We start from the raw sequence: 12,104 nt of genomic DNA, 5'->3' as shown, positions 1-12,104 counted from the left end.
AGATCGAGGACGCCGCGATGGTTTGCCGCTTCTGTGGCAGGGACTTTCAATTATTCAAGCCGCTAATCGAGAGAATTCAGACCTTAGAAGACGCGGTTATGGATCTGAGCAAAACGTTTGAATTACTCGCGCAGAGCGAACGCTTACCGTTAGCCATTCCTCGCCAACCAAGCGCGCGGATGTTTTATCTACATTTTTTCATAGTAGCTTTTTCGGTGTTTGGCTCTATCATCGTGTATGTTGCCTATAAATTGGCTAATGATAATCCGTGGGTATTTTTTCTTTGCGAAGGATTTCCGGTTATTGGGGGAGTGTGGCTCGGTTTTGCGCAAGGCGACGTGCGAATTCGCAGGGCATTCTTACTCGGCGCGGTGATTGCGGGATGCAATTTTTTTCTCGTTTTCATCGTGTATTTTCTTGGTGAGGCGGTTGGCCACACATCGTTGAATTTCTGGCACGCGTTTCATGCAGAGCTCGACAAAAATTGGCTCGCTCCATTTTTATTTGTCTTCTGGCAAACAGCAACCTTTACATTTGCTGCGCTGTTTGGAAAGTTAGTCAAGCTGCGGATGAACCGTAATTCTTTGTCCGGATCGACGCCTCTCGCCTTAAAGACACTGCTCCAGCTGTCTAAAAAGAGGTCGAACGATTCGCGGAGAAGGCCGGATCTATGGAAGGATATCCTTGGCATATTGGTGCCGCCTGTACTATCGCTGATCGGCACACTGGTTTCAGCTTACTTAACTTATTTAGCCAGGCCCCATATTTAGCTATTAGGCGCTGGAGGACCTATGAGAAATTCGGGCGTGGTTCGTGAGCTACAGCAAGCTCGGCCTCGTTCTCGCGCGGCAAGATCAGCGCGCTCAGGTCTTAGCACTGTTCGAGAAAAGTCGCGCGCTCCTCGAACGCTTGGTAGAGGGGGACTCTAGATCGGGTGACGTCGTGGGATAGCGGGTGCGCGATAAGCCCAGGGGGAGCTCGGCGCCCGGGCGAACACGGCGCTTTCCTGAGCTATCACTAGGCGCAACCATTTCGCGCTGGGACTCCTCTGCGGCACACTGTCAGCTCAAAGGAGATCCACATGTGCACGAGCTACCGCCGCGGCTCGCCCGATCGATTGGGCATGAACGCGAATAGCTTGCTTGAAGTGCACGTGAAGAAATTCGCCGAAAAAATGGATGTAGTGGGCAAGCAAGGAGATGGCGGCGAGCTCCCCTACCGGTCAGAAGAACTGGCGACCGAGGCTACGCCGGTATGACCCGAGAAGAACGAAGAAAGATGGCCTTGACATGCCGGGAGCTCAGCTTTTCTGATCGTCCCGGCCACGAATTACGTGAAACTTGGCACTACGTTCGAATAGACTTAAAGTGTGTTGCGACGGAGCTATGGGTTGCGTCTGTTGTTTGAGGCTGTCGTTTGATCCGAAATCGGAAAGGGAATGCAACGCCGTCAAGGAAGATTTCGAAAGTGTACTCGCCAAACTCACTCACTGGAAATGGGCGTAGTTTCGCTCCGAAGTTCAACGAGCCGATGCGTTGCGCAGGCATTTCAGCCTCATTTGCCTGAAACGCAATCGCACCGCTCGGTGTGGTCATGCGCAAGCCTAACGAGAATGTACCGAATGCTTCGCTAAAGACTGTCAAGATTGACAGCCCCTCGATCAGGATCGGAGCGCTGGGCGTAGGATCAGGAGCGTCGGGGGGCAAACTGACGAACAGCGTGTCATCAGCATAAAGGCCAAAAATAGACTGCTTACCGTCAGCCTCCTGTCTTATGTCATCGCACAAGTAGAAACGAGCCTGCGTGGGAACCATTTTTTCTGTCATGTCAATCGCGCTCAGCAAGTGCGAAACAATGCGCCAGTTTCAGGATTGACCTGAAACTCGTGAAGCGATGACGTCTCCGGAGAAGAGACGGCCGGCAGAGGCCTCGTCCGGTACTTCTTCTCATATCCGTGAGTCAAGAGCGTCCTCGCTTCAATGCCAGTGCCAACGCAAACGGATTCAACGTTGACATCGTTAATTATCAACAACTCATTCAACGCCCGCATCGAGTAAGTAGGTCTAAATGGTTTCACTTCGTAGACTTGGTTGCCGGTCATGAGTTTTCCCATGTAGACGCTGTCCGCAATCGCGACAACTGTATCTACTACGGAAGGGCTTCCGGCAGCGACCGCGGCGACCTCGACGGCATCGACCGGGTTGTGTCCCGGGGTTGCACGGACGTATTTGGCAGCGGCCGACGCAGATTCAGCGACGTGTGACTTGCGTACTGCAGTGGTTTTTGAAGACTCTCGGAGTAACTGAAGGCCCTCTCTTCCAAGGTGCGCGACGAGGCGAAGCAATTTGTCCACTGCTGCGGGCTGCACGACGTCCTCGGTTTCATACCGAGAAAATGTATTCACGCTTCCGCCGAAAAGCGCGGAAGCCTGTTGCTGCGTAAGCCCTAGATCCTGCCGGATGCATTTGATCTCATGTCCTCGGAGCCGATCCAGGTCATGTTTGACCGCAGCTCGCTTCGCCTCGAAGGCTGCGTTCAACAACTTGACGTTCGAATCGTGCTGTGCATGAGTTTCGAATTCGTAAGAGCATTCGGCGCATCGCATCTGGCGAAGCCCCTCTGCCGTAATTGTGGCCCCCTTGAACTCCACGGTATCGCCGAACAACTCTTCCGTCGCTCGATCGCTGCCGCAGCATGGGCAAAAGTCAAAGTCAGTCATGTTAGCCATCACATGTGAAAGGACACTACGGCAATCCGTTGGCTCGCCCGCACGTCATGCAGGCCGATCTTTGCGAAGAATGTGCAGTGGGTCTGTTGGTTCCCCTCGCAACCGCGGCTTTCGTCGAAACACAGTTCGTATCCGTCGCAGTCGATGAGCGCGCGTCCGTCGAACGCTCGCATCTGCAAATAGGGCTTTCGATAGTGATCGATGGTCAATGAGAGTAAAAATTGCCGCATCGTCGCCGTCGTCCATCCGTACTCTGTAAATCGGATTCTCGCCGAAGAATTGGCGAGGGCGAAAGAGCCCGCAGTAGCCAACTCGTGCACGGTCTCCAGTGGGTATAACGGCTTTTTTGGTGGAATATTAACCACTATGGTTAGTTAGGTAAAGGTCGCGTTCGTTCCCGGGGTGGGTTTTTTACATTCCCGCCACTATATACCGTCGTACGTTTCGTCATTGGTGGCCCCGAGAACTGCGCGTTGTGATGGCGATCTAGGCGCTACCGCGACTGAACAGAACAGGCGTTCCTGGCACGTCTTTCCGGCACTAATAACAGACATAGAGCGCCACATGGATGCTACACATGCCGCAAAAAGCGCGCGATCTTCCTTCTAAATGCGTCTCGACCGTTCGAAATCGGTCGGGTCGATCACACTGACGGCGTCGATCTTCGGATCTGCGCTGCTTCGTTCAAAACGGGCTTGTAACCTACTGATTTAGCAGGGGCATCATTATGCAATCTTGTGCGTCTTTCGAGGGTGGCGAATCGGGCGCAAGCCTTGGCGCGGCAGGGCTTTCCGCGAAACTTCGCCACATTCTCCGACCAGACGTCGATGTAGAGAACAGGCGTGGATGCCATTGGGAGCCTCAAATGCGAACGGCGCACGTGCGCCGTTTGACTGAACCGGGCGAACGTCGCGCGTGGGCGACGGCCGCGAAACCCGTATGGTAGCGCGTGCCGACGGAGACCGGGCGCCTCGGCGATACGTCAGAACCCTCCGTCGATCTCGATCCTGCTGCCGTCGAAAAAACGCGACAGGCGAAACGCGCGCGGATCGACGAGCGGCTCGTCGTTCGCGACGAGGTCGGCCATCAGCTTGCCCGCGCCGGGCCCGATGCCGAAACCGTGGCCTGAGAAGCCCGTCGCGATGAACAGCCCCGGCCTGCGCTCGACTCCCGAGATCACCGGCACGGCGTCGGGCGTGACGTCGATATAGCCGGCCCAGGCTTGTTCGATCCGCGGCTGAGCGAGCGCCGGGAAGAGCTTGCGGAACTCCGTGACCGCGGCCTCGTTGAACGACTCGACGGGCGCGGGATCGAGCGTGCGCGCCGTCTCGAACACGGTCGGCCGATCGAGCGGCCAGCGCCGCGGCCGGCGGAATTCTTCGAAGAAGCGCGCGTTCACGCCGAGCTTGATCGAGCCGATCTGACTCTTCAGCGCGGGCAGGAATTTGCCGAAGAGACGAAAGCTGTCCGGCGTGATGTCGTGATAGCTGTGAAACGCGTTTGCGATCGTGTAGCCGCCGTCGAGACGCTTGCGATAGCCCATCTCCCGATTGCACGCGCTGACTTCCGGCCCGCCGTCGAGCGGGGAAGTGCGCATGACCGACGAGCGCACCATGAGCTGCGGCACATCGATGCCGACGCTGCCCGCGAAGTAACGCGTCCACGCGCCGCCCGCGACGACCACGCTCGCACAGCCGATGCGCCCGTATTCGGTGACAACGCCGCTGATCGCGCCGCCGCTCGTCTCGATGCCGCGCACCGCGCAGGGCGTCAGCACCTTGACGCCGCGTTCGCGCAGCGCGGCGGCCATGGCGGGCACCGCACGCTGCGGCTCCGCGCGGCCGTCGCTCGGCGTGTGGATGCCGCCCGCGAAGCGCCGCGCGGTGCCCGACATCAACGCAGCGGTTTCTTCGGGCGAGACGATGCGCGAATCGAGCGCTTCGCGCCCGACGAGCGCCACGGCGCGCGTGAGCCATGCTTCGTGATCGGCGAGGGCGGCGGCATCGTCGGCGGCGTAGAGGATGCCGCACTCGCGAAAGCCCGTGTCGATGCCGAGCTCCGCATCGATGCGCCGCCAGAGCTTGAGGCTTTCGAGGCTCAGCTCGAGCTCGCGCAGGTCGCGATGCGTCGCGCGGCACCAGCCCCAGTTGCGGCTCGACTGCTCGCCCGCGATATATCCTTTCTCGCAGACCGCGGCTGACAGGCCTTTCGCGGCGAGCGCACGCGCGGTACTGATGCCGATGATGCCGCCGCCGATGATGACGACATCGACGTGATCGGGAAGCGTGCGGTCTTCGGTGATGCGTTCGGTGGGTGGTCCCATGCTATGTGGTGGTTTTTAGAACGGTCAGGGCGAGATCCGTGGATTCCGAAGCGAGTGCATGGCCGACATGCCGATTCAGGCGATAGTCCGCGATGACACGCGCGCTGCGCAAGCGCATCGAGTGTCTGGCGATCGCTTTGAACATCTCGTACTTCTCATCGATCGGATTGATCTTCGGGTGAGCTGTAATTCACGCTCCGGCAGACATCCTCCACAGACAGCACACTCGCCACGACCAGCTGCCGATCTGATGCGTTTTCGGTTGCGCTATTGCGTTCATATCGTTTTGCCCGGAGATGCGAAAAGCGATGCCGTACCCGTGCACGTGCAACGCTTGCCTTATCGCGCGCCGGCCAGAACGGCGGGTGAAAGGATGCTAAGTGAATCGTTCGTCTTTGACCATACGAATGAAATTGCCAAGTGGCGGCGCGTGGTCCTCGAACGGACGCAAACCATTGCCGGACAAGGCGCTCGGGCCGGCATAGTCCGAACGTCATAAGCCGTTTCGCAGGCTCTCTGCGTCCGCATTCGCGATCCGCTACGATGCACGACGACGCGCTCGCCGAAACCGTTCAGGCGTTTCGAAAAGGCGGCAGCGCGTCGAACCGCAACCGTCATCGGGCGCGCGCCTCGCATCGGATCGGGCACGGCGCATGCGGCGCCGGTCATCGCAATTCCACTTCATCTTTCGGAGAACTCTCGTGCAAAAGACAGCATCGGCAAAATGGAGCGGCGGCATCAAGGACGGCAAGGGTTTCATCTCGACGCAAACCGGCGTGCTCAACGAAGCGCCGTACGGCTTCAAGTCGCGCTTCGAGGAAGGTCCGGGCACGAATCCCGAAGAACTGATCGGCGCGGCGCATGCGGGCTGCTTCACGATGGCGCTTTCGCTGCAGCTCGAACTGGCGGGGATGAAGGCCGAGAGCCTCGAAACGAAATCGACGGTCACGCTGGACAAGGACGGCGACGGCTTCACGATCACCGCGTGTCAGCTCGACCTGAAAGCGAAGATTCCCGGCGCGGACAAGGCCGCGTTCGACAAGGCCGCGCAGGCCGCGAAGGAAGGTTGTCCGGTGTCGAAGCTGTTCGCCGGCAATACGAAGATCACGCTGAACGCGGAACTGGTTTCCTGATCCGACGCAAGCGGCACTCGAGCGAACGCGGACGGGCGCTTCAGCCGTCCGCGTTTTTCTTGCGCGTGGTTTCTTCGTCAGCGACGCGCGATATGCGCTTCAAGAACGGGAAGACGGTGGCGACAGCCGTTTGAATCTGTTCCACAGCGTCTTCATCGAATCGTGGTCCTCGGCGACCCGCGACGCAAAATAGCCGCGTGCGAAACCGGCTCCGGAGGCGGTTTCGGGCTTTGTCGTTGCCAGCGACTTAAGCAACTCATCCGCAACAACGATGTCGTTACGCCAGCCAAGGTCGTCCTGAAGCTCGCTGAGCGCACTGACATAGGATTTGACGGCCCGACGCGGAAACAGCGACGCAAAAAACTCCGTCGCATATCGAACTTTCTTTGCGGCGATGCGCGCACGATGCCGAGTCTCGTCGTCGAGTTCGGCGAGACCGCGGCCACGCTTGAGGAGCTTCTTGTGACGGGCTGACAAGGTCGCGTCGGCGAACTTCTCGACTCGCTTCGCACTCCGCTTGCGCTCGTCGTCGGTCTGTCCATTACGCCATCCCATTGTCTCGATCCAAAGCGTGAGCCTCAGCACGAGCCGGGTATAGCGGACCGAATCGACCGCCGCCGCAGCCGTTTTGCGATTCTGGATCGCACGCTCCTTGGCGGCGCGCCGGGTCGCGTTCGCGTCTTCACCGTCTTTGACCGAATCGAACGCCTGATCAAGCGTTGCTCCTGCCAGGACTTCCCAGTCGCGCGCGCCGCCGAGTTCGCCGGCGATCCATCTGAGTTCCGAATCGAATTCCGCCGGGGCCGTGATCACATCCGCGAACAAGTCCAGCGCCGAGCGCAATCGACGCAGCCCGACGCGCATCTGATGCACGCTCGATGGATCGTGTCCCGACACCACGCCCCGTTCATTGCCGTGGACCTGCGCAAGGCAGTTCTTCGCAATGCGCTGGAACGCCTCTTCAATCGTATAGCGCCTCTTGAGCTTGAGCGGATTTGCTCGCACGGGCGGCCGGTGCTCCTGCACGAGCAGCTCGTATCCTCGGTCACCCTTGCTCATGTAGTCGATGCGCAGAGGAATATCTTCGAGCAGCGAAAGCGCCAGTTCGTAAAGCTGCTCGGGCGCGCCGGTTTTCAGTTCCATCTCGACGCCGTGAATCGCCGTAGAAGCGGCTTGAGCCTCGATGACACCGTCATCCACCGCAAGCTCCACCTCTGTTTCCTGCGGCAGTCGAAGCACCGCGGTGGATCGTTTGACACGCGTAACGAACAGCGGCTGAAGCTGGGACGCGAGTTCCTCATTCTTGAGAAGCTTCGGGCCCTTGTTACGAGCGGGAATCAACCGTTGTAATTGTTCGAGGTCCGGCGAATCTCCGTTCACAGGGCTCTCGAATTCGTCTCGCTCGAAGAATCCGGCATTGACGGTCCCGTCCAGCTTGAGCGTCTGTAAGCGTTGGGCGCCGCCGGTCCGCACCCGAAGCGAGGCACCGTTCTTATGCAAGTGCAAGTCGGGCGTGTCGAAGTAGGTGCTCGTGAGCTCGTGGCTCGTGGCCGGGTCAACCAATAGCCGACTGATCGCTGGAGCGTGCAGGACCCGGCTCGCCTTACCCGCTGATACCTGTAGTTTGAGTTCGCTTTCCATCATTCCTCCATCGAGCGAGGGCACAAGAGACTTTCACGATGTAAGCATTAAACGTTCTCGGATCTGCCGTTAGCCTGACTTACGAGCCTCTGAGGGCGGCAAAGCGGCGCAGGCACGTGCGATTTCGCCGTACTCCGGACGTTGATGACATGTGGCACTACGGAGATTCGGAGCAGGTTGTTCCGTGCTCGCGCGCGCACCGGCTTGCGCGGTGGCTCGGCGGTCGAATAAAGGAAAGCGGCCTGCTTTGTCTAGGGCAAAGGGCTTTCCGTGATCATCGTATGGCGCGACGCCCATCGATTGAATCCGGGCAGCGCGTCTTGTCGTGCATATTGGCTCGGTTGACGGAACTCGATCCATTGCGTCTTGCGGTATTTTTGCCCCCAAGGCGTTGCCGGCCTGGCACACGGATCGATGCAGAAATGCTCGAACTCACACCATGCGTCCTCGTAGTCACCTTCACGACAGAGTTCGAACGGCCTTCCGGCCGTGGCACACGATGCGAGCCCCATGAACTGCCTCAAGAGCGGTTGGCACGTCTGACTGATGTAGGAGTCTGCGGACTGCGGTGTCGAATTTCTGGTTGCGTCGACCATCTGCCGCCACGTGAGGATAGTGTCGATGCATTTGTCCATGTGCGGATCGATCTCCGTTGAGGCGTTCGCTTCCACCGTAGCGAGCGCAATCTCCTCAAACCTCGGAAGTTTGATCGACGCCGCGGAGGCGAGATTTCCCGCGGTGTCATTGCTTGGACATAGCCTGTCGTGCGCAGAACGTCCGCTCGCGGAATCGAGAGCCAATCGCATGTTGATGCCGTCATGGTGCAGCATGACCCGCACGCCGAAATCGGCCACCAGCATCGCGAGACGGCATCCCCAGCGCAAGCTCATGTCTTTGAGCCAGGCGTCGTCGGATGATCGAAGTCCTGCAGCGATCTCTTCTCGCGCATCCGCAAGCCACTTGCTCTGTGCAATGACATCGGTTCGGCACATGACATCCTCTCGAAACGAGCGGGGAAGAAAGATTAACCCTTTGCCGGCGATCCGTGGCGAGTTTTCGACGCAATCGCTGCGGGCCGCGTCAAGTGCAATGGACACTTCGTTCGCATTGCTAGCAGGTTTCGAATCTCGTTGGGCATTGGGAAAAAGTGCCAGAAGCTTCTCAGATCAGAGACAGCAAGTTCGAGGGCGTGACCGGATCATTGCATCACGAACGCTCCTGAACCCGTGGACCTTCACCGCGAAAGGCTTTCAATGAGCAAGCGACGATGAACAGGACACTGGCCGGTTCGAAGCATCTGCTCCGGGCCATCGCGTTTTGCGCCGTCGTATGCCACGCGATGACAGCGTTCTCCGCGGAAATATCCGGAGCCGGCTCCACGTTTGTCTACCCGCTTTTGCTCAAATGGGCGGCCACGTATCACACGAAGACGGGTCAACGGGTTGATTATCAGCCCACCGGATCAGGAAACGGTGTGAGGCAGATCAAGGCCGCGAAAGTTATCTTCGGTGCTTCGGACATGCCGCTCGCACCCGACGAACTTCGGGCGGCGGGACTGGCTCAAATTCCCGGTCGTGATCGGGGGCGTCGTGCCCGTCGTGAATCTCGCGGGCGTCGGACCTGGCCAACTTCGCCTGACCGGACCGCTCCTCGCCGACATCTATCTGGGCAAGATCGTCAGCTGGAACGACCCGGCGATCGTCTCGCTCAATCCAGGAATCCGCTTTCCTGATCTCAAGATCGCCGTCGTGCACCGTGGCGAGAGTTCCGGCACCACGTTCAACTGGGTGAGCTTTCTGTCGCAGTCCAGCGCGGCGTGGAAAAGTAGTGTGGGCGCCGGTACGACGGTCAAATGGCCGACCGGAGTCGGCGCAACCGGCAACGATGGTGTTGCGACGTACATCAGAAATGTTGACGGCTCGATCGGTTATGTCGAGCTTACTTATGCGCTGCAACGGAACCTGTCCTATACGGCCATGCAGAACAAAAGCGGCGCTTTCGTACAGCCTACGCGCGAGAGCTTCAGCGCGGCTGCGGCCGCGGCGGACTGGACCCAGCGACCCGACTTCTACCAGATCGTGACCGACGCCCCCGGCGCCGGCGCATGGCCGATTGCCGGCGTTGTGTTCGTCCTTGTGCCGAGAGAGGCGAAAGATCCGGCTGCGTCGAAAGCCGCGCTGGCGTTCTTCCGATGGGCGCTCAACCAGGGACAGGCCGATGCCGACGCCGAACACTATGTGTCATTGCCGCCCGCCCTTGTGAAGCAAATCGAGGCGTACTGGGACGAGAATATCAAGTGAAGCTGCGAGCGGCCACGAGATCGTTATGCCGCCGTCAGACGAACAGGGGCTATAACATTGGATGTATTAAGGATTGCAGGAAAAAATGTCGATGCATCGACTGGACATGCGACTACTTCCTGCGCTGTTGACTCATGAGCTTAACGATGTCGGTTGTCGGTCTGCTCGTCATGAGGCGAGGAATATCGTCGAGGTGCACCCAGCGGCACTTGGCTATTTCGTTACTCGGGCGAGCTTTGGCGCGATTCGAGATTTCGCAGAAGAACACGTGATGGTGCTTCTGCTTGCCGCGGAAGTCGAAGAGATGCTTGGCTGACTTTCCCGAAAGCCGCGTTTCTTCTTTGAGTTCCCGAAGCGCGGCGTCCGTACGATGTTCTCCACGCTTGAGTATTCCGCCAGGCAAAGCCCATTTCGATTCACTGCGCGCGACCAGGAGGATACGCTTGCCTCTGCGACAGACCACGGTGGCGCGTTTCTTCAAAACGAACTCCCACGTATGCTTCAGGATTTTCGAGGCGCGCTGGATGCGCCAGCGTATCGGGCAGTGCCTGATTAGCCAGGCATGCTAATACAGAACAGCGCAAGCCCGGTAATGTCGTGAAGCGAGAGAGGTATAGGCGCCACACTTTCGAAGTGCTTCATCAAACCGTCACAAAGATCGCATTGCGCGAGGTCGAGTATGGTAAGGTCTGGACAAAATATATTCTTGTCCGACGCGAGGCGCCAATGGATATGGATGGTGAGTGGCCGTTGCCACGGCCAAACACTCTCTTCAAAATCGACCAGCGTTCAGCGGGTTCATCACTTTCGAAGACGAGCTCCATCGCCATAACCTTCTCATCACTGGCTACGCCGGTTGTAGCCGAGGCAGTGCGAAGGGCGCGAGAGCTATCCACCCAGAGCGATGCCGAGGGGTTTCATCAGCTTCGGGTCGCCTTCAGAAAGCTTCGTGCTTTGTATTGGGCGTACTCCCCTTATCTCGGAGAGGAAGCGACCGCGCAAGCCACCGAAGAATTCAAGCGTCTTGCCGCGTTGGCGGGCGGAACGCGCGATTGGGACATCGCGGGCGATCTCCTGAAATCCGCCCAGGCGTCACGCGCATCGATCGCGCTGCTCGTGGCCGCGGCGCGTGAGAAGCGCGCGCAAGCGGTGGTGCATAGCCAGACGATGATCAAAAGCGACCATGTCGAGTCGTTCCTGAACGATGTCTTGCTTCGCGCGCAAACCACGCTGGAGTCACGCTGCAACGGTCTTCCTATCCGGGCATTCGCCGAGGAGCGCGTTCGTCTTGCTCAGCGCGCACTTCAAAAGCGAAGCAGGCGCGCAGCGCGCAGCGAGATTCCCCACGAGGAGAATCTGCACGATGTTCGAAAGGCGGGCAAAAAGCTGAGATACCTGCTCGAGTTTTTTCAACCCGTTATCAAAGGCGGGCACGATCGAACGATCAAGGACTTGACGTCCGTGCAGAACAAGCTGGGACTGTTCAACGACATTGCTGCAAGCGAGGCGCTGATTCGCAGCGCGTCATTCAACGAGGTTCCTCCTGAGGTCGTGCAGGAGTCGCTGCAATGGTTGGAAAAGCAGAAGGGTAGAAAAATGCGTGCAGCATCACGGCGGGTTCGAGCCATCGCTGGTTGATCTTCGCCGAGCATTCGGCGTTGATTGGAATCGCCGTGGAATATGAGGATGCCGAATAAAAATTGAGGCTGCTCGACGCTGACCGCCGTCTTCTTCGTGCTCGCCATAGGTCGTCCACCGGCGGGTGAGAAACACTTGGCTTCGACGGATTCTTGCTATTGCCGCCGTGTGGCCGCACGTCGAGCGGCGAGAACTTCGTCGGAATCACGCACACACCACGAAGCTGCCCGCCGACCTCGATGTCGTGGCTGGAGTGCCCTTGTTCGAAGATCGCCGAATTGACAACCGTGATGCGGATGATTCGCAAATCGTATTGCTCCAGCTATGCAGTGCGTAGAGGA

General features: G+C 58.6%; 11 protein-coding genes and 1 pseudogene. 5 read left to right on the top strand and 7 right to left on the bottom strand.

Annotated elements, in window-relative coordinates; all coding sequences use genetic code 11:
* Window positions 1–98: 98 nt before the first annotated feature.
* The gene (locus AC1Z32_RS30885) at window positions 99–770 is read left to right on the top strand and encodes a hypothetical protein (RefSeq protein ID WP_483482627.1); all 672 of its coding nucleotides are present in this window, start codon (window positions 99–101) and stop codon (window positions 768–770) included.
* A gap of 311 nt (window positions 771–1,081) precedes the next feature.
* Complete coding sequence (locus AC1Z32_RS30880; protein WP_483482626.1) at window positions 1,082–1,258, top strand: hypothetical protein; 177 nt, start codon at window positions 1,082–1,084, stop codon at window positions 1,256–1,258.
* An 88-nt stretch (window positions 1,259–1,346) separates the two neighbouring features.
* On the opposite strand, the gene AC1Z32_RS30875 is transcribed toward AC1Z32_RS30880, so the two are convergent.
* The 4 genes from AC1Z32_RS30875 to AC1Z32_RS30860 all read right to left on the bottom strand — a co-directional run bounded on the left by AC1Z32_RS30875 (window position 1,347) and on the right by AC1Z32_RS30860 (window position 5,196).
* Window positions 1,347–1,826, bottom strand: coding sequence for a hypothetical protein (locus AC1Z32_RS30875; RefSeq protein ID WP_483482625.1), 480 nt, complete (start codon window positions 1,824–1,826; stop codon window positions 1,347–1,349).
* An 11-nt stretch (window positions 1,827–1,837) separates the two neighbouring features.
* Window positions 1,838–2,719, bottom strand: a complete 882-nt coding sequence (locus AC1Z32_RS30870; protein WP_483482624.1) for a type II TA system antitoxin MqsA family protein — start codon at window positions 2,717–2,719, stop codon at window positions 1,838–1,840.
* A 991-nt stretch (window positions 2,720–3,710) separates the two neighbouring features.
* Entirely contained in the window at window positions 3,711–5,051 is a 1,341-nt protein-coding gene (locus AC1Z32_RS30865) for an NAD(P)/FAD-dependent oxidoreductase (RefSeq protein WP_483482623.1), read from the bottom strand.
* Window position 5,052: 1 nt separating this feature from the next.
* On the bottom strand, window positions 5,053–5,196 hold the full coding sequence (locus AC1Z32_RS30860; protein WP_483482622.1) for a hypothetical protein: 144 nt from the start codon (window positions 5,194–5,196) through the stop codon (window positions 5,053–5,055).
* 556 nt (window positions 5,197–5,752) lie between these two features.
* Between AC1Z32_RS30860 and AC1Z32_RS30855 the strand changes: the two genes are divergently transcribed.
* Complete coding sequence (locus AC1Z32_RS30855) at window positions 5,753–6,184, top strand: OsmC family protein (RefSeq protein WP_087043139.1); 432 nt, start codon at window positions 5,753–5,755, stop codon at window positions 6,182–6,184.
* Window positions 6,185–6,283: 99 nt separating this feature from the next.
* Here the strand turns inward: AC1Z32_RS30855 and AC1Z32_RS30850 are convergent, their stop codons facing one another.
* Both AC1Z32_RS30850 and AC1Z32_RS30845 read right to left on the bottom strand, forming a co-directional pair.
* On the bottom strand, window positions 6,284–7,825 hold the full coding sequence (locus AC1Z32_RS30850) for a CYTH and CHAD domain-containing protein (RefSeq protein ID WP_483482621.1): 1,542 nt from the start codon (window positions 7,823–7,825) through the stop codon (window positions 6,284–6,286).
* Between the two features lie 251 nt (window positions 7,826–8,076).
* Window positions 8,077–8,922, bottom strand: coding sequence for a hypothetical protein (locus AC1Z32_RS30845; RefSeq protein WP_483482620.1), 846 nt, complete (start codon window positions 8,920–8,922; stop codon window positions 8,077–8,079).
* 242 nt (window positions 8,923–9,164) lie between these two features.
* Here AC1Z32_RS30845 and pstS point away from each other — a divergent pair.
* Window positions 9,165–10,125, top strand: a pseudogene (gene pstS, locus AC1Z32_RS30840) (phosphate ABC transporter substrate-binding protein PstS).
* A 112-nt stretch (window positions 10,126–10,237) separates the two neighbouring features.
* Here pstS and AC1Z32_RS30835 read toward each other — a convergent pair.
* Window positions 10,238–10,606 (bottom strand): NUDIX hydrolase, encoded by a 369-nt coding sequence (locus AC1Z32_RS30835; protein WP_483482619.1) that lies wholly within the window; start codon window positions 10,604–10,606, stop codon window positions 10,238–10,240.
* Window positions 10,607–10,851: 245 nt separating this feature from the next.
* Here AC1Z32_RS30835 and AC1Z32_RS30830 point away from each other — a divergent pair, with 245 nt between their 5' ends.
* Entirely contained in the window at window positions 10,852–11,763 is a 912-nt protein-coding gene (locus AC1Z32_RS30830; protein WP_483483352.1) for a CHAD domain-containing protein, read from the top strand.
* Window positions 11,764–12,104 lie beyond the last annotated feature (341 nt).

Source organism: Caballeronia sp. 11_S32 (assembly GCF_056930355.1).
Note: the sequence above shows the minus strand (reverse complement) of the source record. Positions and strands in the feature narration are given on the sequence as shown.

Excerpts from the sequence above, each read along its gene's own strand:
- AC1Z32_RS30885 (WP_483482627.1), top strand. The coding sequence starts at position 99 with ATGGATCTGAGCAAAACGTTTGAATTACTCGCGCAGAGCGAACGCTTA.
- AC1Z32_RS30870 (WP_483482624.1), bottom strand. The coding sequence starts at position 2,719 with ATGACTGACTTTGACTTTTGCCCATGCTGCGGCAGCGATCGAGCGACG.
- AC1Z32_RS30830 (WP_483483352.1), top strand. The coding sequence starts at position 10,852 with ATGGATATGGATGGTGAGTGGCCGTTGCCACGGCCAAACACTCTCTTC.
- AC1Z32_RS30880 (WP_483482626.1), top strand. The coding sequence starts at position 1,082 with ATGTGCACGAGCTACCGCCGCGGCTCGCCCGATCGATTGGGCATGAAC.
- AC1Z32_RS30850 (WP_483482621.1), bottom strand. The coding sequence starts at position 7,825 with ATGGAAAGCGAACTCAAACTACAGGTATCAGCGGGTAAGGCGAGCCGG.
- AC1Z32_RS30875 (WP_483482625.1), bottom strand. The coding sequence starts at position 1,826 with ATGACAGAAAAAATGGTTCCCACGCAGGCTCGTTTCTACTTGTGCGAT.
- AC1Z32_RS30865 (WP_483482623.1), bottom strand. The coding sequence starts at position 5,051 with ATGGGACCACCCACCGAACGCATCACCGAAGACCGCACGCTTCCCGAT.
- AC1Z32_RS30860 (WP_483482622.1), bottom strand. The coding sequence starts at position 5,196 with ATGTTCAAAGCGATCGCCAGACACTCGATGCGCTTGCGCAGCGCGCGT.